This is a genomic window from Amycolatopsis sp. lyj-112, assembly GCF_046549055.1.
In the GTDB taxonomy this organism is placed as follows: Bacteria; Actinomycetota; Actinomycetes; order Mycobacteriales; family Pseudonocardiaceae; genus Amycolatopsis.
Genome location: NZ_JAJPWS010000021.1, coordinates 26,129 through 48,293 on the forward strand (window position 1 = coordinate 26,129; position 22,165 = coordinate 48,293).

17 protein-coding genes are annotated in these 22,165 nt (G+C 68.0%); 10 read left to right on the plus strand and 7 right to left on the minus strand.

Annotated elements, in window-relative coordinates; translation table 11 throughout:
- From mmsB to ACLJRL_RS38630, 6 genes are all read left to right on the plus strand, one after another.
- The gene (gene mmsB, locus ACLJRL_RS38605; RefSeq protein ID WP_410661351.1) at window positions 1-1,248 is read left to right on the plus strand and encodes a multiple monosaccharide ABC transporter permease; all 1,248 of its coding nucleotides are present in this window, start codon (window positions 1-3) and stop codon (window positions 1,246-1,248) included.
- Window positions 1,249-1,399: 151 nt separating this feature from the next.
- Window positions 1,400-3,934, plus strand: coding sequence for an alpha-L-arabinofuranosidase C-terminal domain-containing protein (locus tag ACLJRL_RS38610; protein ID WP_410661352.1), 2,535 nt, complete (start codon window positions 1,400-1,402; stop codon window positions 3,932-3,934).
- A 2-nt stretch (window positions 3,935-3,936) separates the two neighbouring features.
- Window positions 3,937-5,406 carry a family 43 glycosylhydrolase gene (locus ACLJRL_RS38615; RefSeq protein WP_410661353.1) on the plus strand — a complete coding sequence of 490 codons (1,470 nt, stop codon included), beginning with the start codon at window positions 3,937-3,939 and terminating at the stop codon, window positions 5,404-5,406.
- Window positions 5,407-5,442: 36 nt separating this feature from the next.
- Window positions 5,443-9,189, plus strand: coding sequence for a glycoside hydrolase family 2 TIM barrel-domain containing protein (locus ACLJRL_RS38620; RefSeq protein WP_410661354.1), 3,747 nt, complete (start codon window positions 5,443-5,445; stop codon window positions 9,187-9,189).
- A 222-nt stretch (window positions 9,190-9,411) separates the two neighbouring features.
- Window positions 9,412-9,816 (plus strand): hypothetical protein, encoded by a 405-nt coding sequence (locus ACLJRL_RS38625; protein ID WP_410661355.1) that lies wholly within the window; start codon window positions 9,412-9,414, stop codon window positions 9,814-9,816.
- A 405-nt stretch (window positions 9,817-10,221) separates the two neighbouring features.
- Window positions 10,222-11,202 (plus strand): VOC family protein, encoded by a 981-nt coding sequence (locus ACLJRL_RS38630; RefSeq protein ID WP_410661356.1) that lies wholly within the window; start codon window positions 10,222-10,224, stop codon window positions 11,200-11,202.
- On the opposite strand, the gene ACLJRL_RS38635 is transcribed toward ACLJRL_RS38630, so the two are convergent.
- The 4 genes from ACLJRL_RS38635 to ACLJRL_RS38650 form a co-directional block, all read right to left on the minus strand.
- A complete protein-coding gene (locus tag ACLJRL_RS38635) occupies window positions 11,171-11,707 on the minus strand; it encodes a hypothetical protein (RefSeq protein WP_410661357.1) in 537 nt (178 codons plus the stop codon). The genes ACLJRL_RS38630 and ACLJRL_RS38635 overlap by 32 nt on opposite strands.
- A gap of 38 nt (window positions 11,708-11,745) precedes the next feature.
- A complete protein-coding gene (locus tag ACLJRL_RS38640; protein ID WP_410661358.1) occupies window positions 11,746-12,537 on the minus strand; it encodes a serine/threonine protein kinase in 792 nt (263 codons plus the stop codon).
- 100 nt (window positions 12,538-12,637) lie between these two features.
- Window positions 12,638-13,279 carry a DsbA family oxidoreductase gene (locus ACLJRL_RS38645; protein ID WP_410661422.1) on the minus strand — a complete coding sequence of 214 codons (642 nt, stop codon included), beginning with the start codon at window positions 13,277-13,279 and terminating at the stop codon, window positions 12,638-12,640.
- Window positions 13,279-13,404, minus strand: a complete 126-nt coding sequence (locus tag ACLJRL_RS38650; RefSeq protein ID WP_410661359.1) for a hypothetical protein — start codon at window positions 13,402-13,404, stop codon at window positions 13,279-13,281. Before ACLJRL_RS38650 ends, ACLJRL_RS38645 begins: the two co-directional genes overlap by 1 nt.
- A 78-nt stretch (window positions 13,405-13,482) precedes the next feature.
- Here ACLJRL_RS38650 and ACLJRL_RS38655 point away from each other — a divergent pair, with 78 nt between their 5' ends.
- The 3 genes from ACLJRL_RS38655 to ACLJRL_RS38665 all read left to right on the plus strand — a co-directional run bounded on the left by ACLJRL_RS38655 (window position 13,483) and on the right by ACLJRL_RS38665 (window position 18,471).
- Window positions 13,483-13,863: a winged helix-turn-helix transcriptional regulator gene (locus tag ACLJRL_RS38655; protein ID WP_410661360.1), complete on the plus strand. Its 381-nt coding sequence runs from the start codon at window positions 13,483-13,485 to the stop codon at window positions 13,861-13,863.
- Window positions 13,864-14,035: 172 nt separating this feature from the next.
- Window positions 14,036-16,933, plus strand: a complete 2,898-nt coding sequence (locus tag ACLJRL_RS38660) for a glycoside hydrolase family 48 protein (RefSeq protein WP_410661361.1) — start codon at window positions 14,036-14,038, stop codon at window positions 16,931-16,933.
- Between the two features lie 47 nt (window positions 16,934-16,980).
- Window positions 16,981-18,471, plus strand: a complete 1,491-nt coding sequence (locus tag ACLJRL_RS38665) for a cellulase family glycosylhydrolase (RefSeq protein WP_410661362.1) — start codon at window positions 16,981-16,983, stop codon at window positions 18,469-18,471.
- Between the two features lie 47 nt (window positions 18,472-18,518).
- On the opposite strand, the gene ACLJRL_RS38670 is transcribed toward ACLJRL_RS38665, so the two are convergent.
- Entirely contained in the window at window positions 18,519-19,703 is a 1,185-nt protein-coding gene (locus ACLJRL_RS38670) for a DUF418 domain-containing protein (protein ID WP_410661363.1), read from the minus strand.
- Window positions 19,704-19,787: 84 nt separating this feature from the next.
- On the opposite strand from ACLJRL_RS38670, the gene ACLJRL_RS38675 reads away from it, so the two are divergent.
- The gene (locus tag ACLJRL_RS38675; protein WP_410661364.1) at window positions 19,788-20,537 is read left to right on the plus strand and encodes a TetR/AcrR family transcriptional regulator C-terminal domain-containing protein; all 750 of its coding nucleotides are present in this window, start codon (window positions 19,788-19,790) and stop codon (window positions 20,535-20,537) included.
- Window positions 20,538-20,624: 87 nt separating this feature from the next.
- Here ACLJRL_RS38675 and ACLJRL_RS38680 read toward each other — a convergent pair whose 3' ends face one another.
- Complete coding sequence (locus tag ACLJRL_RS38680) at window positions 20,625-21,392, minus strand: HpcH/HpaI aldolase family protein (protein WP_410661365.1); 768 nt, start codon at window positions 21,390-21,392, stop codon at window positions 20,625-20,627.
- Entirely contained in the window at window positions 21,377-22,162 is a 786-nt protein-coding gene (hpaH, locus tag ACLJRL_RS38685; RefSeq protein WP_410661366.1) for a 2-oxo-hept-4-ene-1,7-dioate hydratase, read from the minus strand. The genes ACLJRL_RS38680 and hpaH overlap by 16 nt, the downstream gene beginning before the upstream one ends.
- Window positions 22,163-22,165 lie beyond the last annotated feature (3 nt).

The following is a 22,165-nucleotide window of genomic DNA, read 5'->3' on the forward strand; positions in this document are numbered from 1 at the left end:
ATGAGCACCGCCTCCGCAGACACGATCGCGGGTGTCCCGGACGAGAAGGGATCCGCGCCGGCCAGGGCGCCGCGACGGATCTCGTTCAACCCACGCCAAAGCGGCATCTACGTCGCGTTCGCGCTGATCGTCGTGCTGTTCTCGATCCTCACCGGCGGCGCGCTGCTGGAACCGCAGAACATCTCGAACCTGATCGTGCAGAACTCGTACGTGCTGATCCTCGCGATCGGCATGATCCTGATCATCATCGCCGGGCATATCGACCTCTCGGCCGGTTCGGTGGTGGCGCTGACCGGCGCCATCTCCGCGGTGCTGATGGTCGACTTCGGCATGGCGTGGCCACTGGCGCTGCTCATCACGCTGGTCGTCGGCGCGGTGATCGGGGCCTGGCAGGGATATTGGGTCGCCTACTTCGGCATCCCCGCGTTCATCGTGACGCTGGCGGGGATGCTGATCTTCCGCGCGCTCACCCTCACCGTGCTCGGGAACCAGGGGATCGGCCCGTTCCCCGACCCGGTGCGGACCCTGGCCAACGGGTTCACCGGCGGCTACCTCGGCAACATCGGCCTCGGCGCGCTCGGTGGCGCCGACCTGGTCAGCCTGCTCGTCGGGATCCTGGCGATCGCGGGTGCGGTCTTCTCGCAATGGCGCAAGCGCACGGCGCGGCTGAACTATCTGCAGGAGGTCGACCCGCTGCCGATGTTCCTGCTGAAGATCGCCGCCGCGGCCGTCGTCGTGCTGTTCGTGGTGATCCAGCTGGCGCGGTACAAGAACCTGCCGTGGGTGCTGATCCTGTTGTCGGTGCTCGTGATCGGCTATTCGGTGGTGACGACGCGCGCGGTGTTCGGCCGCCACATCTACGCCATCGGCGGGAACCTCCAGGCCGCGACGCTGTCCGGCGTGAAGGTCAAGGCGGTGACGTTCTGGATCTTCGTCAACATGGGCGTGCTCGCCGCGCTCGCCGGGATCATCGTGGCCGGGCGGCTCAACCAGGCCGGGCCCACCGCGGGCAACATGTTCGAACTCGACGCGATCGCGGCGGCCTTCATCGGCGGCGCGGCGGTCCAGGGCGGGGTCGGCAAGGTGGTCGGCGCGATCACCGGCGGCCTCATCATGGGCGTGATCAACAACGGCATGTCCCTCATCGGCGCGCCGACCGAGAGCGTGAACCTGGTCAAGGGGTTCGTGCTGCTGGCCGCCGTCGCCTACGACATCTGGACCAAACGGCGGGCGAGGATCGCCGCCTGACGGTGCCACTCACGACCCCCTGCTTCACGACCCCCCCTTCCTCACTAGCCGCTGACGTTGCGAAAGTGGCTTTCGCAACCTCTGCCACGGGACCGGCCCCCGCCAAGGGCCGGCCTCCCGGTTTCCTCGCAAAGAAGCGAAAGGAAGTGCTGTGCGCAGCAGGTTCGCCCGGATCAGTGTGCTGTCCCTGACCCTCGCCGCAGGTGTCCTCGTCCCCGTCCCGACGGCGTCGGGTCAGACTCCGACGACCGACTACACGCTCGCCGTCGACGCGGCGGGCCGTGGTGCCACGATCGACCGCTCGATGTACGGAGTCTTCTTCGAGGACATCAACCGTGCCGCGGACGGCGGTCTGTACGCCGAACTCGTGCAGAACCGGTCTTTCGAATACGACAAGGCCGACAACGCGTCGTACACCTCGCTGACGTCGTGGGCACCCACGTCGCTCGGCGGGGGAACCGGGACGGTGTCGGTGGCCGACGATGGCCGGCGGCTCAACGAACGCAACCGGCGCTACCTGCGGCTCGACCTGTCCAGCGGTGAATACGGCGTCGCGAATTCCGGCTACAACTCGGGAATCCGGGTCGAGAAGGGCAAGCAGTACGACTTCTCGGTGTTCGCCCGGACCGACCGGACGGCGGGGACGCCGCTCACGGTGGCGGTCACCGACCCGGCGGGCAAGGCGCTCGCCGATCCGGCGCGGGTGCAGGTCCGCGGCGACGGCTGGGTGAAGTACACCGGGACCGTCCGGGCGAGGGAGTCGAGCGCGCTGGGCAGGCTCGCGCTCACCGCGTCCGGCGGCGGGACGCTGCGGCTGGACCAGGTTTCGCTGTTCCCGCGCGACACCTACAAGAACCGGCCCAACGGGATGCGGCCGGATCTCGCGGAGAAGGTCGCCGCGCTCAAGCCCGGGTTCGTCCGGTTCCCGGGCGGCTGCCTCGTCAACACCGGCAGCCACCAGGGCTACGAGGCGCCGAACTGGGAGCGGAAGCGCTCGTACCAGTGGAAGGACACGATCGGCCCGGTCGAACAGCGGGCCACGAACGCGAACTTCTGGGGCTACAACCAGTCCTACGGCATCGGCTACTACGAGTACTTCCAGTTCTCCGAGGACATCGGCGCGATGCCGCTGCCGGTGGTGCCCGCGCTGGTCACCGGCTGCGGGCAGAACCGGGCGACCGACGATCCCGCGTTGCTGCAGCGGCATATCCAGGACACCCTTGACCTGATCGAGTTCGCCAACGGCCCGGTCACCTCGCCCTGGGGCAAGAAGCGGGCCGAGATGGGGCATCCGGCGCCGTTCAACCTGACGCATCTCGGCGTCGGCAACGAGGAGAACCTGCCGGACGAGTACTTCGCCCGCTTCACCGAGTTCCGCAAGGCGATCGCGGCGAAGTATCCCGGGATCACGGTGATCGGCAACTCCGGGCCGGACGACACCGGGACGACGTTCGACAGGCTGTGGGAGCTGAACCGGGGCGCGAAGGTCGCCATGGTCGACGAGCACTACTACAACAGCCCGCAGTGGTTCTTGCAGAACAACCAGCGCTACGACTCGTACGACCGCAACGGTCCCAAGGTGTTCCTGGGGGAGTACGCGTCACTGGACAACAAGTTCGGCAACGCGCTGGCCGAGGCCGCGTACATGACCGGGCTGGAACGCAACGCCGACGTCGTCAAACTCGCGTCGTACGCGCCGCTGCTGGCGAACACCGATTACGTGCAATGGAAACCGGACATGATCTGGTTCGACAACCAGCGGTCGTGGAGTTCGGCCAGTTACGAGACGCAGAAACTGTTCATGACCAACGCCGGCGACCACGTGGTGCCCAGCAAGGCGTCCTCGACACCGGTGACGGTGGCGCCGATCTCCGGCGCGATCGGCCTGTCGACCTGGGCCACGAGCGCGGCCTACGACGACGTGAAGGTCACCGGGGCCGACGGGACGCGGCTGTTCTCCGACGACTTCTCCGGTGACGATTCACGGTGGACGAAAGCGGCCGGACGCGGATCCTGGGCGGTGTCCGACGGCGCGTACGTCCAGTCCGACCAGGCCGCGGAGAACACCCTGGTGACGGCGGGCGATCCTCGGTGGAACAACTACGACTTCTCGGTCAAGGCGACCAAGACCGCCGGACGGGAAGGCTTCCTGGTCTCGTTCGGGGTCAAGGACAGCGGTAACAACTACTGGTGGAACCTCGGGGGCTGGAACAACACCGTCTCCGCCGTCGAGAAGACCGAAGGCGGAGCCAAGGAGACCTTGCTGCAGAACGACACCAAGATCGAGACAGACAGGCAGTACGACCTGCGTGTCGAGGTCCGGGGCCGTCAGGTGACCCTGTTCCTGGACGGGCAGAAGTGGGGCTCGTTCACCGACGACAAGGTCGCCGAGCCGTTCCGCCAGGTCGTCACGCGCGACGTCAAGACCGGCGAACTCGTGGTCAAGGTCGTCAACGCCCAGAACACCGCCGCTCGGACCAAGGTCGATCTCGGCACCCGCGTCCAGCCCGGCTCGACCGCCCGCGTGACGACGTTGCAGGGCTCGCCCGACGACGTCAACACCGCTTTCGTGACGCCGATCCAGCCGCGTGAGTCGCGATTCTCCGGGGTGGCGAACACCTTCAGCTACACCTTCCCGCCGAACTCCGTGACCTTCCTGCGCTTCCCGGCCCGAGTGAGGGGATGACCATGACCATCGACCGACGCGACCTGTTCAGAGCGGGTGGCGGAGTTCTGGCCGCCACCGCCGTCGGCACCCTGTCGACAAGTGCGTCCGGCACGGCCAGTGCCGCCGAAGCCGCTCCCGCGTCGTTGACCACGCGGAACCCACTGGTCGAGCAGCGGGCCGATCCGTTCATCACCCGGCCGGTCAACGGGATGTACTACCTGACCGGCTCGGTGCCCGAATACGACCGCCTCGTCGTGCGGGGTTCCTCCACGATCGACGGCCTGGCCACGGCCAGGGAGAAGACGATCTGGCGGCGTCCGTCGTCGGGTAAGATGGGCGGCCATATCTGGGCGCCGGAACTGCACCGGATCGACGGCCGCTGGTACGTCTACTTCGCCGCGGGCGACTCGGACAACGTGTTCCGGATCCGCACCTACATCCTCGAGTCCACATCGGACGATCCCCGGGCGGACACCTGGGTGCTGCGCGGGCAGATGGTGACCAAGTGGGACACCTTCACCCTCGACTCGACGACGTTCGAGCATCGCGGCAAGCGGTATTTCGCCTGGGCACAGAGCGAACCGGGGATCGAGACCAACAGCAATCTCTACCTGGCCGAGATGGCGTCGCCGCTGGCGCTCAAAGGCGAACCGGTCCGGCTCGCCGTACCCACGCTCCCGTGGGAGATCCAGGGGTTCAAGGTCAACGAAGGGCCGGCGGTACTCGTCCGCAACGGGCGGGTGTTCATGACCTACTCGGCCAGCGCCACCGATTCCCGCTACTGCATGGGGCTCCTGACGGCCGACGAGCGTTCGGACCTGCTCGACCCGCGCTCGTGGACGAAGTCGCCGCAGCCGGTGTTCACCACCAACGAGGCGACGCGGCAGTACGGGCCAGGGCACAACTCGTTCACCGTCGCCGAGGACGGCCGGACGGATGTGCTGGTCTACCACGCGCGGGACTACCGGGACATCACCGGCGATCCGCTGTACGACCCGAACCGGCACACCAGGGTTCAGCGCCTGTACTGGAACGACGACGGCACCCCGAGTTTCGGTGTGCCGGTCGGCAAGGGCGGGCCGTGCGTCCGGCTGTCCCCTTTGGACGCTCCGGCGCTCTTCGTGCGGCACTACGAATACCGGCTGACCGTCGACGGCGATGTCCGGGAGCTGGCGGACTCGCAGTTCCGTGTGGTGGCGGGATTCCGGGGCGCGGGCACCGTCGCGCTGCAGTCGGTGAACTTCCCGGACCGCTACGTCCGCGTGGTGGACGGCTCGACGGTCCGGGTCGATCCGTATGACGAGAGCGACGCGTACGGCCGGACGGCGAGTTTCACCCAGGTGCCGGGCCTGGCGGACCGTCAGGCGGTGTCGTTCCGGCTGACCGGCGAATCTGCCACCTATTTGGCCCACGACAATGGAAGGATCTTGCCCTTCCGTCCCGGTACCGGGGTACGGGATCGTCAACGGGTCAGCTTCCGGCTCAGCTGAACTCTCAGCTGAACTCTCATCGGGAGGTCGAACGCAGTGCTGCGAACACGCCCCATCGTCCTGGTCCTGGCGGTTCTCGCCGGGACCCTGGTCGCGGCCGGATCCACGGCCGCGGCCGGGGGGCCCGCCGACGTCCAGTCCTATCTCGACGATCCCCGGAAGGTGGCCGAAGGACAGGAGCCACCTCACGCCAATCTGCGTCCCTACGCGGACGTTTCCGCCGCGGCCCGCCGCGACGAACGCTCTCCGTACACGATGTCGCTCGACGGCAAGTGGCGGATCGCCATGGCGGACAACCCCTCCCAGGTCCCGGCGGGCTTCCACGAAGACGGCTACGACGCGTCGCGGTGGCGCGAGGTGTCCGTCCCGCACACCTGGCAGACCGACGGTCTGGACCACCCGATCTTTCGCAACATCGCCACCGAGATCCAGCCCGACGATCCGCCGCGCGTCCCGCGTGACGTCAACCCGACCGGCGCCTATGTCAAGGACTTCCCGCTGCCGGCGAACTGGACGAAGCGCGAGACATTCGTGCGCTTCGAAGGTGTCACCTCGGCGTACTTCGTCTGGGTCAACGGCCGGTACATCGGCTACGACCAGGGCGGTTACACGCCCGCCGAGTTCGACATCTCGTCCGCCCTGCGGCCGGGCCCGAACCGGATCGCCGTGCAGGTGCACCGCTGGAGCGCGGGCGCCTACCTCGAAGACGTCGACCAGTGGCGGTATTCGGGCATCTTCCGCTCGGTGACCCTGCACTCGACGCCGTCGACGTTCCTCCAGGACGTCGGGCTGACGACCGATCTCGACCCGAGGTATGTCGACGCCACGCTGAAGGCCTCGGTCGAAGTCGCCACCAAATCCGGCGGCACGACGGGCAGGCATCGCGTCGGGCTGAGCCTGCGCGACGCGGCGGGGAAGGAGGTCGGGACGACGAGCGGGGACGTCGATCCGGGCGGCAAGACCGCACTCAACCTGTCGGTGCGCGACCCGGCGAAATGGACCGACGAGACACCGAATCTCTACACCGCCGTCCTGACGTTGACCGGGCCCGACGGCCGGGTCACGCACATCACCAGCGAGACGGTCGGGTTCCGCGAGATCGAGATCCGGGACAAGCAGTTGCTGGTCAACGGGAAGCGGGTGCTGTTCAAGGGCGTCAACCGCGCCGAGACCGACCCGGATCACGGCAGGTATGTGCCTCGCCGGGCGCAGGAACGCGACGTCGCGTTGATGAAGCAGCTCAACGTCAACGCGGTGCGGACCTCGCATTACCCGTCGGACCCGTACTTCTACGAACTCGCCGACCGCCACGGGCTCTGGATCGACGACGAGATCGACATCGAGACCCACAACCACGAGAACTGCGCGAGTTACTGCCAGGCGAACGATCCGGCCTGGCGGGACGCGTTCTTCGACCGGATGATCGGGATGGTCGAGCGGGACAAGAACCACCCGAGCGTCTTCCTGTGGGACACCGGCAACGAGGCCGGTCTCGGTGCGCATCACTTCGCGCTGGCGGAATGGCTGAAGGCGAACGACCCGACCCGGCCGATCTACCACCAGTCCAACAATCCGGACGGCGACGCACCTTTCGCCGATGTCTGGGGGCCGCGGTATCCGTCCCCGGAGAAGTTCGCCGAACAGGCGAAGAACACCACGAAACCGCTGATCTTCGGTGAGTACGCCCATGCCATGGGCAACAGCCTCGGCAACTTCCGGGAGTTCTGGGACACCATCCGCGCGAATCCCCAGACCCAGGGCGGGTTCATCTGGGACTGGGCCGAGCAGAACATCCGCCAGCGGATCCGGACCACTCCGGACTCCTCGGGCAACGACATCTCGGCCCACCTGTCCGGGAAACCGGACGTGGTCGACGGCCATCGCGGAAAGGCCCTGGGTCTGTCCGGATTGGACGATTTCGTCGAGGTCTACCGCGACCGGAAACTCGACATCACCGGCAAGGCGATCACCCTCGACGCCTGGGTCAAACCGGGGAAATGGACCGGTGACTTCCGCATCCTCGGCAAGGGCGACCACCAGTACGCGCTGAAGATGAAGACACAGGACACCCTGGAGTTCTTCATCCACAGTGGAACGTGGCAGGCCGTCCAGGCCAAGGTCCCCGCCGACTTCTACAGGAACTGGCACCGGGTGAGCGGTACCTACGACGGCACGGCCCTGCGGCTCTACCTCGACGGCAAGGAGATCGGGAACAAGCCGTTCACCGGGGCGATCGACTCGTCCTCGGCCGAGGTCAACGTCGGCCGTGACTTCGAGACGTCGTGGAACGACCCCTCGACCATCGGGTGGATGGGACGTGGTGCCGTCGACGACGTCCGTATCTACGACCGTCCGCTGGCCGCGGCCGAACTGGCCGGCGGAGACCCGGCCGGCGGGGCGGTGCTGGCGCTGGACTTCGACAGCATCGCCGACAAGGGGAGTCATCTGTCGTACGGCTCCAGTCTGTCCGGTGTGGACGGTCTGATCGGCTCGGACCGGTCGGCACAGCCGGAGACCGCGCAGATGGCGTGGGCGCATCAGCCCATCCGGTTCGCCTACTCCGGCGGCGCGCTGTCGGTGACCAACGAGCGGCAGTTCCGCGGGACCGACGAACTGAACCTGCGGTGGCGGGTGCAGGAAGGCTCCCGGGTCGTCGCCCGCGGCGAACAGCCGTTGCGGGTCGGTGCCGGGGCGACCGGGAAGATCCCGTTGCCCGTACCGGCGAACCCGGCCGACCGCGAACGGTTCCTCACCGTCGAGGCCGTGACCACCCAGGGCGAGCCGATGCTCGCGCGAGGTCACATCCTGGCGCACGACCAGTTCTCCTTGGGCGGCAAGAAGGTTCCCGGCCTGGACCGGACGCCGTTCGACGGGAAGTCCGTCGCTGTCGCGGAAGACGCAGGTTCGGTGACGGCGTCGGCCGCCGGGGTCACGTACAAAGTGGACAAGACGACGGGAGCGTTGTCGTCGATCCGGCACCAGGGCAAGGAACTGCTCAGCGGCGGACCGCAGCTCGACGCGTGGCGGGCGCCGATCAGCAACGAGACCTTCGCCTGGGGCCGGGCCGAAGGTGAAGACTGGCGCAAGGCCGGCCTCGACCGGCTGAAGACCACGGTCACCGGCGTCCGGGTCGAGAAGGACGGCTCGCGGAGCGTGCGGGTGATCGTGGACAGCCGGGTCGCGGCTCCGGACGTCACCGGGGCGTGGTTCGACCAGACGATGACCTATGCAGTCGACCGGACCGGGACGCTGAGCCTCGGCAACCGGGTGGTGCCGCAGGGGAGCGTGCGCACCCTGCCGTACCTGCCCCGGATCGGCGTCTCACTCGCCGTGCCGGACCGCTACGACCGGTTCGCCTGGTACGGACGGAAGGCCGAGAGCTACATCGACCGTAAGGACGGGACGCCGATCGGGGTGCAGTCCAGCACGGTGGATCAGCAGTACGTCGACTACCACCGGCCGCAGGACCACGGCAACCACACCGACAGCCGGTGGGCGCTGCTGACCGACGGCCGGACCGGCGGGCTGCTGGTCGGGGGAGCGAACGACGTGAGCGTGACGCCGTTCGACGACCTCGACCGGGCGGCGTACCCGTTCCAGCTGCAGCGCAACAAGGGCTGGTTCACGCTGCACGCGAGCCACGCGGTGACCGGGGTCGGTGACACGCCCAACCCGGTCCGGGAACGCAGCCAGGTCCAGCCGGACAGCACCTATGAGTACACGCTGTCGCTGCGGCCGCTTTCCGCGCAGGAAGCACGGGCGGGGGTGCCGGTAGGCGGCTGAGCCGAGGAAGTGCGTGAGGGCCCCCTCAGAGTCCCTGCGGGTGGCCCTCACGCGCTCACGACCAGCCGATCTCGTAGGTCGCGCTTCACTCCACGGTGCGACATATCGGGCGTGGGAACACGCACGGGCGGCAGCTGTCCGGGTGATTACCGGCTGAGCCCGGTTTCGCGTTGTCCGCAGTCGATAGTCTTCGATCTTCGACTGTCAGGGAGGACGGATTCAATGGCGGAATGGGCCGATCTGGTCGCGTTCGTACGGCACGAATATCGGGTGATCAAGGACGAACCGGACGAAATTCGGATTCGGTTGTCCTACGGCGACGACGACTACGAAGAGCGGGCCCAGACCGTGGTCATCGCCAGGGAGATCCTCGACCGCCGTGAGGACTGGGTGCAGATCGCGACGCCGTTCGCTCGCGCCTCCGAGGTGGACCTGGCGAGTGTTCTGATCGAGATCGGCAACACGATCGTGGTCGGGGGAGCGGCGGTCATGGGCGAACACCTGGTGCTGCGCCATTCCTTGCCGCTGGTGAACCTCGACATCAACGAGTTCACCGACCCGCTCGAACTCGTCGCGGGTTCGGCGGAAGTGCTCGAGCAGCACTTCACCGGACGCGACGACTACTGACGTCCGGCGGCCTGGCCCCGGGTCGTTTCCGCCAAAGGTGGGACCGCGTCTCGCGGCGTGGGCGGCCGGGGATGACGGCAGCGGGAAGAAGGTGCTGACTCGCCGCGCGAGCTGACCGATGTCCCGCCTGTCCGGCGTGGACACCCTAGATGAGTGATTCCGTGAAGTCGGTGTGAGCGGGCCTGCTACATGCTTGCCCCCGGCCGATCGAGGCGACCGTAGACGAGTCCGTGAGGGCCACCTTGAGGGACTCAGAGTCCCTCAAGGTGGCCCTCGCGGACTCGCGAATAAGGATATGCAGTAGCTAATCGGACATTTTGGTCCAGCAAGCGTCCTTTATGGACGGACAGAGAGTCCTCGCACTTCACGCGACCTTCACGGAATCACTCATCTAGGCTGACCGGCATGGGACGCGACATCGCACGTCTGCACCATGTCGGCCATGTCGTCGGCGACATGCCGGCCGCCCTCGAGTGCTACCGGCGCCTGGGTTTCGTGCTGCCGCCGCCGAGTTATCCGGCGATGGCCCGCCGGGAAGGCGGCGAACCGGAGCCGTTCGGAGCGGCCAACACCCACGCCGATTTCGCCGACGGTTTCCTCGAACTCGCGACGCCCGTGCGAGAGGGCGACCGCGTCCCGACCGACGCGCATGTCGTCCCGCTGGCGGCGCCGCCCGAGGTGCTGCCGGTGCTCGTCGAGAAGATCGCCACCACGAGTGACAACCTGGCCGCCTGCCTGGACCGGTTCGCGGGCCTGCACATCCTGATGTTCTCGTCGCCCGACATCGACGCGGCGGCCACGAGGCTGTCCGCGTCCGGCGTCGGGCACGGCGGGGTGAACACGGTGCGGCGCCCGGTCGAGACCGAGGCCGGTGTGGTGGCCGAGAGCGTCCGCTATCTGGAGATCGACGGCGCCGGCGCGCGGCCGGGTTCGGTCGCGGAAGGCCGGGTCGGTGTGGTCGCGGATCTCGACAGGGAGATCCAGGGGCACCGGGTGGCGGAGCATCCCAACGGGGCGATCGCGCTCGCGGAAGCCGTGCTGTGCGTGGCCGACGACGACCTCACGGCGGTCGTCGCCCGGTACGAGCGGTATCTCGATCGCCCGGTCCACCCGGACGGCCCGGCGTGGATCTTCGACCTCGACGGCGCGCGGCTGACGCTGGTGCCGGCGTCCAGGCTGGCGGATCTGCTGCCGGGAGAACGCGTGACCGCGTTGCCCGCGCTCGTCGCCTGCTCCGTGGCCGTGCGGGACCTCGCGTCCACGGAGGAGTTCTTGCGCGGCACGGCGTTCTCGTTGAGCAGGACCGCCGACGGCGCCCCGTTCGTACCGTCCTCGGAGGCGTTCGGCGCGGCCATCATCTTCCGCCTAGCTGGTCGAGCGACGTGAGGCGCTCGCACTCCTCCTCGGTGAGCTTGTTGATCGCCGCCCGGTAAGCCTGCGCTTGCGGCGTGGTGGGCAACTTGCCCTCGATCAGTCCGGGAAGCCCGAGTTCGAATCCACAGCGAGCGCGCGGCCCGTAGCGATGCCGGGTTCGCGCGACGGCGGAGGCGACGCGGAGCCCGTGCTCGGTACCCGGCGGGGTGGCCGGACGGTCGACCTCGATCGCCGCGAACCGGAAACCGTCGGCCTGATCGCACTTCACGCAGCCGCGCGGACCCGAGCCGAGTCCGTTGCCGCAGTCGGGACAGCTCAGCCTGGCGAAAGCGGCGTCGACCACACGCCACGGGAACGCGGACGTGTCGGCGACGACGAGTTCGGCGAGGTCGGTTTCCCCGGCGGTCCTGGCATCGACGCCGTACTCGGCGAGAAGATCCCGCCAGCTTTCGTCGATGCTCGCTTCGATCGCGACCAGTGCCTCGGCGGGACGGCCACCGCGCGGAAGTGCCGACATGATCCCGACCCTAAACCGCGGCAGGGCGGTGGCGATCGCTATTTCGCGCTGATCAGGGTGTCGGCGTCGATGCACGGGCCGTCGTCGCAGGGCACGACGGTCAGTTCGTGGGTCTCCGTCGGAGCGGGGCGGCCGTCGCGGTAGTGAAGGGTGATCCGGACCTCGACGGTCGTGGCCGAAGTGGTCGTCGCACGGTGGACGTCCACCTTGTCGATCTTGCCCCAGTGGGCCTCGTAACCGGCGCGTCCGCGGCGCTGCAGGTTCGGCCCGATGAGGGGCCAGCCGGCCTGGGTGTCGGGCATCAGCCGGTAGTAGGCGGTGACGAAATCGGTCAGGCCGGACGGCCGGGGCTCGGTCACCGGCGTCGGCGTCGGGATCCGCGTCGTGGTCAGGGTGCGAGTGGGCTCCGGCAGTGGAGCCGTCCTCGTCGACGGGGGAGAGTCGAGCAGCGGTTCGGTGACGGCGGGCCGCGGCGAGCCGGAGGTCAGCAGTGACCCTGAGAAGTGAACGCCGATGAGGGTCGCCGCCAGCAAGGAACCCGCGATACCGAGAATCAGGATAACGAGCCAGAAATTCACCTGTGAATGCTGAACGTTGCCGTAGATCGTGGTGGTCCCCGCGCCGGGTTCAGCCGCGTTTTCGCGATTCCGGGTGATCAGGGATTGCGAGACGCCGGTGATCATGCCGGTCGCGAGGGTGAAGGCGACAACGAGACCCCAGGCCAGGAAATCGGTCTTCAGGTCGGTCGCGAAATTGATCGCGGTGCCGAGTGCGGCCGCGACCACCGCGCTGATCAAGGACCAAAGCCATACGGAACCCGCCCGGCGCAAGATCTTCTCCCCTTCCGGGTGTCGAAGCCATCGGCTTACAACTCGCGGGGCGGAGAAGTGTTGTTACGGCGGACAGGTTCCGTGGCCCTATCGTGACTGCCTATTCTTCGCCCTTTGCGTACGCCTTCTCCAGGGTGGAAAGAAAGGTCACCGCGGATTGTGCGCCCGAAACCCCGAATTTCCCGTTCAGGACGAAGAACGGAACGCCGTTGACGCCGATCCTTCGCGCTTCGGCGAAGTCCGCGTCGACCTCGGCGGCGTACTCGGTGCCTTTCAGGACTTCCCGCGCCTCGTCCTCGGGAACGCCGACCTCGGCCCCCAGCCGGACGAGGGTGTCCAGGTCGTCGACGAGTTCGCCGTCGGACAGATGGGCCTTCAACAGCCGCTCGTGCATCGCGTCGCCGAGCCTGTGCCGGGCGGCGAGATGGTTGAGGCGGTGCGCGTCGAGCGTGTTGACCGACACCGCGTTGTCCAGGTCGTAGGTGAGGCCTTCTTCGGCGGCGAGTTCGGAGACCTGCCGGGTCATCGCGCGGACCTGCTCCGGCGGTGCCCCGATCTTCTTGGCGAGCATCTCCTGCACCGGCGCGCGGTGGCCCTGAGGGTGCGAGGCGTCGAGCTGGAAACTGTGCCAGCGCAGTTCGACGTCCGCGGCGTGCTCGAACTTGCCGAGCGCGGTTTCGAGGCGGCGCTTGCCGATGTAGCACCACGGGCAGACCACGTCCGACCACACGTCGATGTACATCACCACGCGCAGGCCCCGTCCGTGCAGGTGGGAGCGTCGTCGGAGCCGATGACGATCAAGGCCGGCTGTTCCGTCTCCGGGGACGGTGACGGCTGGGACGGTTCGGGCAGAGCAGGGGCAGTCATGACCACTTCCAATGGTTACTACTTGTTCGTAACCTCAACCTACGCCAGTATGGGGCGCGCCGGTAAGGAGGCACTTTGATGTCAGCTACGCACATCCATGTGCCCATGCCCGTGCCCGCCGACCACGACTGCCCGACCCGCGAGATCCTCGACCTGGTCGGCGACAAGTGGAGCGTGCTGATCGTGGTCCTGCTCGGCAGGCGGACCTACCGGTTCGGCGAGCTGCATCAGGGCATCGAGGGCATCAGTCAGCGGATGCTCACCCTCACGTTGAAGGCGCTGGTCCGGGACGGCCTGGTGACGCGGACGCCGTATGCCACGGTGCCCCCTCGGGTGGACTACTCACTCACGGAGCTGGGCAGGACGTTGCTGGTCCCGTTGAGCGCTTTGGACGCTTGGGCGAACACGCACCGCGCGGACATCCTCACGGCTCGGGAGCGGCACGACTCGGTGGGCTGACCCGGGCGCCTGACCGTCCGCGATTAGTCCTCTAATGGCGCACGCCCCGAGCTGATCATCCACAAAGGACTCTTGGGGCCACCTGGCGGAGCACGTCTTCCCAGAACGTGTCCGTCCCGCTACTCTGCATGGGAGCGCTCCCAGTCGCCCGTCCGGCCAGAGGAGAGGATGCATGAGATCCAGAAGAGCTCTGCCCGTAGTGACGTCGGTGGCGCTGCTTTCGGCCGCCCTGATCACCGCCGCCCAGCCCGCCGAGGCGGCCGTTTCCTGCGCTGCCGAGTACACCGTCACCAACGAATGGAACACGGGTTTCGGCGCCGCCGTGACGATCCGGAACCCTGGCACCGAAGCGATCACCGGCTGGGACCTGACCTGGACGTTCGCCGACGGTCAGCGGATCACTCAGCTGTGGAACGGCGTGCCGAGCCAGACCGGGGCCGCGGTCTCGGTGCGGAACGTCGACTGGAACAAGACGATTCCCGTCGGTGGCTCCGTCCAGTTCGGCTTCAACGGCAGCAAGACGGCCGCGAACCGGGCGCCGGTGGACTTCGCCGTCAACGGGACGGCGTGCACGGGAGCCAACCGGGCACCGGCGGTCGCGCTGACCAGCCCGGCGAACAACTCCAGCCATCCACTGTCCACGGTCATCCCGCTGGCCGCCGCCGCGAGTGACGCCGACGGAACGATCGGCAAGGTCGAGTTCTACGCCGGAACTGCGTTGCTCGGCACCGATTCCTCGGCCCCGTACCAATTCGGCTGGACTCCGGCCGCGGCGGGCCAGTATTCCGTCGTCGCCAGGGCTTACGACGACAAGGGGGCGTCCACGATCTCCTCGCCGATCGCGGTCCGGGTGCTCGCCGCTCCGACGATCGTCGCGACTCCGGGGACCGTCTCGCTGAGACAAGGGACCACGGCCACCGTGGACGTGACCTTGGCGAGCCCGCCGACGACGACCGTCCCGGTCGCGATCGCCCGGACGTCGGGCAGTGCCGACCTCACCGCCACACCGGCACAGGTGAGTTTCACCGCCGCCAACTGGAATGTGGCCCAGAAGGTCACCGTCTCCTCGGCCGCCAACGGAGGCGCGCCGGCGACGGCGACCTTCACCGCGACGGCGGCCGGTTACGACAGCGCCATCGTGACTGCGACCGAACTCGATCCGTCCACTCCGGAGTTCAAATCCGCGTTCCTGGTGCAGTACAACAAACTCAAGGATCCGGCCAGCGGCTACTTCCGGCGGTTCGGCGACCTGCTCGTGCCCTATCACTCGGTCGAAACGCTCCTGGTCGAAGCGCCGGACCATGGCCACGAGACGACGTCCGAAGCCTTCAGCTACTACCTCTGGCTCGAAGCGGCCTATGGCCAGCTCCAAGGTGACTGGGCGCCGTTCAACGCGGCCTGGGCGTCGATGGAGAAGTACATCATCCCGGCGCACGTCGACCAGCCGACGAACGACAAGTACAACCCCGCCAAACCGGCGACCTACGCGCCGGAGCATCCGCGGATGGACAGCTATCCGGCCGTCCTCGACTCGGGCGTCCCGGCCGGTTCCGATCCGATCGCCGCCGAGCTGAAGACCGCCTATGGCACCGACGACATCTACGGCATGCACTGGCTGCTCGACGTCGACAACACCTACGGTTTCGGACGCTGCGGCGACGGGACCACCGCACCCGCGTACATCAACACCTATCAGCGCGGTTCGTCGGAATCGGTGTGGGAGACGATCCCGCAGCCCTCGTGCGACACGTTCGCGCACGGCGGGCCGAACGGCTACCTCGACCTGTTCACCAAGGACGCTTCCTACGCCAAGCAATGGAAGTACACCAACGCGCCGGACGCCGACGCGCGTGCCGTCCAGGTCGCTTATCTGGCCCAGAAGTGGGCGACGGCGCAGGGCAAGGGCACTCAGGTCGACGCTGTGGTGAAGAAGGCGTCGAAGATGGGCGACTACCTGCGGTACGCCATGTTCGACAAGTACTTCAAGAAGATCGGCGGCTGCACCAGCCCGTCCTGCCCGGCGGGTAGCGGCAAGGACAGCGCGCACTACCTGATGTCCTGGTACTACGCCTGGGGCGGCGCGACCGACACCTCGGCGGGCTGGGCCTGGCGCATCGGCGACGGCGCGAGCCACCAGGGCTATCAGAACCCGCTCGCGGCGTACGCGCTGGCGAACGACCCCGCGCTGAAACCGTTGTCGGCCACCGGTGCCGCGGACTGGTCGAAGAGCCTCGACCGGCAACTCGAGGTCCTGCAATGGCTCCAGGCGGGCGAAGGCGGGATCGCGGGTGGCGTGACCAACAGCTGGGAGGGCCAGTACGGGGCCCCTCCGGCCGGGACGCCGACGTTCTACGGGATGTACTACGACGCGCATCCGGTCTGGCGTGATCCGCCCAGCAACCGCTGGTTCGGGTTCCAGGTGTGGAATCTCGAACGGGTCGCGTCGCTGTACCAGCTGACCGGTGACGCCAGGGCGAAGAAGATCCTGGACAAGTGGGTCCCGTGGGCGATCGCGAACACCACCACCGGCGCGAACTTCCAGATCCCGTCCGATCTCGAATGGACCGGAGCGCCGGACAACTGGAACCCGGCGAACCCCGGCGCCAACCCGGGCCTGCACGTCCGGGTGCTCAACCACAGCCAGGACGTCGGTGTGGCGGCCTCGTACGCCAAGGTTCTGCTGAACTACGCGGCGAAGTCCGGTAACGCGGCGGCGAAGAGCACCGGTGAAGGGCTGCTCAACGCGTTGCTGTCGCACACCGATTCACTCGGGATCAGCACACCCGAAACCCGGACGGACTACGCGCGTTTCGACGACGCGTACAACTCCACCACAGGGGAAGGGACTTATGTCCCGCCGGGCTGGACCGGGACGATGCCCAACGGCGACGCCATCGGCGCGAACAGCACGTTCCTGTCGATCCGGTCCTTCTTCCGGGACGACGCGCAATGGCCGAAGGTCCAGTCCTATCTGGACGGTGGCGCCGCCCCGTCCTTCGAGTTCCACAGGTTCTGGGCCCAGGCTGAGATAGCCACGGCGTTTTCCCTGCACGTCCAACTCTTCGGCTGATCAGGAGGACCTCGGTGAAACTCTGGCGTTCACGCACACTGAAGTGCTTGATCGCCGCGATGGTCGGGCTCACCACCTTCACGATGGTGAGCCCGGCCGCCTCCGCGGCGGGCACCGGATCCGGCTTCTGGAGTGCTCGGGGCGCGCAGCTGGTCGACGCCCAAGGCGATCCGGTGCGGATGACCGGCATCAACTGGTTCGGCTCGGAGACGGCGAACTTCACCTTCCACGGCCTGTGGAGCCGCGGCTACCGCGACATGGTCGCGCAGATGGCGGGGCTGGGCTACAACACCATCCGCGTCCCGTATTCCAACCAGATGTTCGACGCCGGCTCGACGCCCACGAGTATCGACCTGGCCAAGAATCCGGATCTGGCGGGCCTTTCCGGGATCCAGATCATCGACAAGGTGATCGCCGAGGCGGGGTCGCGGGGAATGCGCGTGATCCTCGACCGGCACCGCCCGGACGGCGCCGGGCAGTCGCCGCTCTGGTACACCGGCGCCTATCCCGAGTCACGCTGGATCGCGGACTGGAAGACGCTGGCCGCACGGTACAAGGGAAATCCGACGGTCGTGGGCGCGGACCTGCACAATGAACCGCATTCGGTGGCGGGCGGCGGCGGAGCCTGCTGGGGCTGCGGCGACACGGCGGTGGACTGGCGTCTCGCGGCCGAACGCGCGGGCAACGCCATCCTCACGGTCAACCCGGACTGGCTGATCATCGTCGAAGGTGTTGACTGCGTCGCGGGCACCGGATCGCCGCAATGCGGCTGGTGGGGCGGCAACCTGTCCGGAGCGAGGCAGTTCCCTGTCCGGCTGAGCCAACCGGACAAACTGGTCTACTCGGCGCACGAGTACGCGACCTCGGTGTTCGCACAGCCCTGGTTCGACGACGCCGCCTTCCCGGCGAACCTGCCCGCGCTTTGGGATCACTGGTTCGGCTACCTGGAGAAGGAGAACATCGCACCCGTGCTGCTCGGCGAGTTCGGCACCACGCTGCGGGACTCCCGCGACGGGGTCTGGCTCCGGGAACTCCTGCGCTACCTCGGTTCGGGACCGTCCGGAATGGACTTCACCTTCTGGTCGTGGAATCCGAACTCCGGTGACACCGGCGGCATCCTCAACGACGACTGGACGTCGGTGGACACGGTCAAGCACGGGTACCTCGGCCCGTACCTGATCCCGCCGTCCGGTGGCGGACCGTCGGAACCGGGGCCGCGGCCGGGGTGCACCGCGGCGTACCGGGTGGAGAACTCCTGGAATGGCGGCTTCACCGCGTCGGTCCGGCTCACCAACACGGCCGCGGCCGCGATCGGGAACTGGACGGCGTCCTGGACGGCGCCGCCCGGAGTGCTCCTGGTCGGCGGCTGGAACGCGACGGTCACCCAGCAGGGTGACACGGTCACGGCCACGGCGCCGTCGTGGGCGCCGACACTGGCCGCCGGAGCCCACGCGACCATCGGATTCCAGGCCGCCGGGCCGGCGGCTCCGATGCCGACGGGGTTCCGGCTCGGGGCGGCATCCTGCACCGCGGGATGAGACGCGGTGGGTCGTCACGAGCAGGGTCGTGACGGCCCACCGCCCGGTCAACCGGAGGTGTCCTTGCGCCAGCCGGGGCGGCTCCCGTTGGTGGCCCAGCGGAGAAGCCATTCGGCGGGGCCGTAGCGGTGGCGGCGCAGCCACCATGCGCTCGCCGCCAGCTGCCCGGTGAAGATGAGCAGCGCCAGCCCGATGGTGGCCAGTGGCGAGAGTGAACCGGCCGCGCCGAGCCCGATGCCGGTGAAGATCAGCAGGCCGAGCAGCGACTGGACGAGATAGTTGGTGAGCGCGATGCGGCCGGCGGGGGCGAGAGCCGCCCGCACGCGAGCGGTGCGCGGATGGTGCATCACCCGGAGCAGGGTGGCGACGTACGCCGCGGTCAGCAGGGGAGCGGTCGCCACGCTGGCCGCGACGGCCAACGTGGTGCCGTTGCCGCCACCGAGCGTGTAGGCCAGGCCGCCCGCGATCCCGACCGGGAAGCCGATCCACTGGATCCGGCGCAGGATCGGCTCGTCGCCGCGGACCTGAGTGAGCAGACGGCGACGTCCCGCGACCATGCCCAGCAGGAACATCGCCAGCGCGGTCGGCCCCTGCATCGAGACCGCCTGGAGCACCAGGAGCGGCAGCCCGCCGAGATGCTGGCCGATGATGTCGCCCCAGCCGCCGAGCAGCGCCTGGGTGGTCCGCTCGGCGTTGGCCAGCGCTTCGGTCTCCGGCGGCAGGAACGACGACGAGTCCAGGAAGAGCCCGCTGCTCACCATGCTGAGCACGACCACGCCGTACACGATGGCGGCGACCCGCAGCGCCGTCCGGTCGCGGGCCCCGCGCATCCAGAAGAGGATCAGGCACACGAGTGCGTAGGTGGTGAGGATGTCGCCGCCGTAGAGGAGCACGATGTGCAGGACGCCCAGTACGAACAGGCCGGCGATCCGGCGGAGCATGCGCGGCGCGAAGTCCGCCCCGGCGCGGGCGGCCGCGTCCATCTGCAGGGTGAAGCTGTAGCCGAAGAGGAACGAGAACAGGAGGTAGAACTTCATGTCCACGAACACCGACGACAGGCCGCGCACGACGTCGTCGAAGGTGGAGGAGTACGCGGGGTCGGCCACGAGGTTGCCCGGGAACCCGGAGGCCATGAAGGTGATGTTGACGATGAAGATCCCGAGTAGCGCGAAACCCCGCAGGGCATCGACGTCGTGCACCCGTGCTCTCGCCGCGGCGAGTTGTCCGGTCATGCTTTCCCCCTGAAACGAACGCGATCGACTGGATAGTGTCCTCGGGATACTATCCTATGGACACTATATGGATGGTTGCCACTCATGACTGACCGCGAGGTGCCCGCCGACCTGGGCCGACTCTGGCGGCTCCCGGTGCCTTCCCGGCTCGGGCGGCCGGCCGAACTCGACCTCGATCAGGTCGTGCGCGCCGCCGTCGGCCTCGCCGACAACGACGGGCTCGAGGGGGTGACCCTGCAGAAGGTCGCGCAGGCGCTCGGCTTCACGAAGATGTCGCTCTACCGCCACGTCGGCTCGAAGGACGAACTGTTCGAGCTGATGACCGACCACGCGAGCGGGCCCGCTCCCGACCTCGGTGACGACGGCGGGTGGCGCGACGGCGTGCGGCGCTGGGCGGACGCGATCCGCGTCAGGTACGCCGAGCATCCCTGGCTGATCGACATCCCGGCGCTCGGCCCGCCACGCGGCCCGAACGCCATCAGCTGGATGGACGCCCTGCTGCGGGCGCTCCGGGACACCGGCCTCGACCTGGGGACCCAGGCGGGTGTGCTGAACGTCGTCACCGGCTACGTCCGGCACGCGATCGTGCTGACACGCTTGCTCGAACAGGGGCGTGAGGGCACCGGAATGAGCCAGGCCGACGCCGAACAGGACTATGGCCGGACGCTCGCGACGCTGGTCGACCCGGGCCGCTTCCCTTACGTGGCGAAGCTTTTCTCCGCCGAGGTCTTCGAGCCGGAGCCCGGCGCGGACCCCGCGAACGACGATTTCGCGTTCGGCCTGGGCCTGATCCTCGACGGGGTCGCCGCAGCCATCGAGGCGGCTCAGGAATGATCTCGGGTCGGTCGGGCCTGGTCGCGTTTAGTCCTCTAGTTGCGTTCGTTGCACACGCAAGTATCGCAACTAGAGGACTAATTGCGGTTAGTGCAGCCGGGCCAGCGCTTCGGAGCCTTGCGCGAGGAGCGTGACGTCGGCGCCGACGAGGACGAAGGACGCTCCGGCGCCGAGGTAGCGCTTGGCCTGTGCCGGATCGAAGGCGTTGACGCCCACCGGTTTCCCTTCGGCCCTGACGGCCTCGAAGGTGCTCAGGACGGCGGCCGTGACGTCGGCGTGGGTCTGCTGTCCGAGCAGGCCCATCGAGGCGGCGAGGTCGGACGGCCCGACGAAGACGCCGTCGACGCCGTCGACAGCGGCTATCTTCGCCGCGGCTTCGACGCCGGCCGTGGACTCGATCTGCACGTACAGCGACGTGAACTCGCCGGCCTTGGTGAGGTAACCCTCGACCCGGTTCCAGCGAGCGGATCGCGAGAGCGCGCTGCCGACGCCGCGGACACCCCGCGGCGGGTAGCGCACGGCGCGGACGACGGCTTCCGCTTCCTCCGCGCTGTCGACCATGGGCACGAGCAGGTTCTGCGCGCCGAGGTCGAGCAACTGCTTGAGCGCGACCGTGTCGCCGGAGGGGGCGCGCACCATCGGCGTGATCGGGTAGGCGGCGATGGTCTGCAGCAACGACTGCACCGTCTCGAGCCCGACGGGCGAGTGCTCGGTGTCGATGAGCAGCCAGTCGAGCCCGGAGCCCGCGCAGATCTCCGCGACGACCGGGCTGCCCGAGGTGACCCACATGCCGATCTGGGGCTGCGACGCGACGGCCAGCCGGTCGCGGAAGGTCGGGGCTAGACGAAGCGGCATGTGATCGTCCCCAGCTCCCGGTAGTCGGCGACCACGGTGTCGCCTTGGTGGACCCACATCGGCCGGGTGAAGGACCCGGCGAGCACGATGTCGCCGGGATCGAGCCCGTCGCCGTGCTGGGCGAGCTTGTTCGCCAGCCATGCGACGCCGTTCGCGGGATGGTTCAGCACCGCGGCGGCGACGCCGGACTCCTCGATGGTTTCGTTGCGGTACAACAGTGCCGAGACCCAGCGGAGGTCGACGGCGTCCACGGCGACCGGGTTGCCGCCGTAGACCATCCCGCCCATGGCCGCGTTGTCGCTGATCGTGTCGACGATCGTGCGGCCCGCCATCGAGATGCGGGAGGAGAGGATCTCCAGTGCGGGCACGACGTACTCGGTCGCGCGCAGGACGTCGAACACCGTGGTGTCCGGCCCCTTGAGGGATTCCTTCAGCACGAAGGCCAATTCGACCTCGATGCGCACGTTCGAGAACCGGCCGTGCTCGATCACGGCACCGTTCTCGAACACCATGTCGGCGAAGATGGCGCCGTAGTCGGGTTCGGTGATCCCGGTGGCGGCCTGCATGACCTTCGACGTGAGCCCGATCTTGCGGCCGACCGGACGACGGCCCGCCGCGATACCCCGGCGCCGCCATTCGTTCTGCACAGCGTAGGAATCCTCGACGGTCATGTCCGGATACCGCGCCGTCAGCAGCGGTATGGTTTCGCGGGCCGCCTCGGCGGCCGCGAGTTCGTCGGCGATCGTGGTGATCGTTTCCTGATCCAGCATCGT

Coding starts and splice junctions, on each gene's coding strand:
- hpaH (WP_410661366.1), bottom strand. CDS start 22,162: ATGCTGGATCAGGAAACGATCACCACGATCGCCGACGAACTCGCGGCC.
- ACLJRL_RS38660 (WP_410661361.1), top strand. CDS start 14,036: ATGAGATCCAGAAGAGCTCTGCCCGTAGTGACGTCGGTGGCGCTGCTT.
- ACLJRL_RS38645 (WP_410661422.1), bottom strand. CDS start 13,279: ATGTACATCGACGTGTGGTCGGACGTGGTCTGCCCGTGGTGCTACATC.
- ACLJRL_RS38630 (WP_410661356.1), top strand. CDS start 10,222: ATGGGACGCGACATCGCACGTCTGCACCATGTCGGCCATGTCGTCGGC.
- ACLJRL_RS38670 (WP_410661363.1), bottom strand. CDS start 19,703: ATGACCGGACAACTCGCCGCGGCGAGAGCACGGGTGCACGACGTCGAT.
- ACLJRL_RS38615 (WP_410661353.1), top strand. CDS start 3,937: ATGACCATCGACCGACGCGACCTGTTCAGAGCGGGTGGCGGAGTTCTG.
- ACLJRL_RS38655 (WP_410661360.1), top strand. CDS start 13,483: ATGTCAGCTACGCACATCCATGTGCCCATGCCCGTGCCCGCCGACCAC.
- ACLJRL_RS38680 (WP_410661365.1), bottom strand. CDS start 21,392: ATGCCGCTTCGTCTAGCCCCGACCTTCCGCGACCGGCTGGCCGTCGCG.
- mmsB (WP_410661351.1), top strand. CDS start 1: ATGAGCACCGCCTCCGCAGACACGATCGCGGGTGTCCCGGACGAGAAG.
- ACLJRL_RS38635 (WP_410661357.1), bottom strand. CDS start 11,707: ATGTCGGCACTTCCGCGCGGTGGCCGTCCCGCCGAGGCACTGGTCGCG.
- ACLJRL_RS38675 (WP_410661364.1), top strand. CDS start 19,788: ATGACTGACCGCGAGGTGCCCGCCGACCTGGGCCGACTCTGGCGGCTC.
- ACLJRL_RS38650 (WP_410661359.1), bottom strand. CDS start 13,404: ATGACTGCCCCTGCTCTGCCCGAACCGTCCCAGCCGTCACCGTCCCCG.
- ACLJRL_RS38625 (WP_410661355.1), top strand. CDS start 9,412: ATGGCGGAATGGGCCGATCTGGTCGCGTTCGTACGGCACGAATATCGG.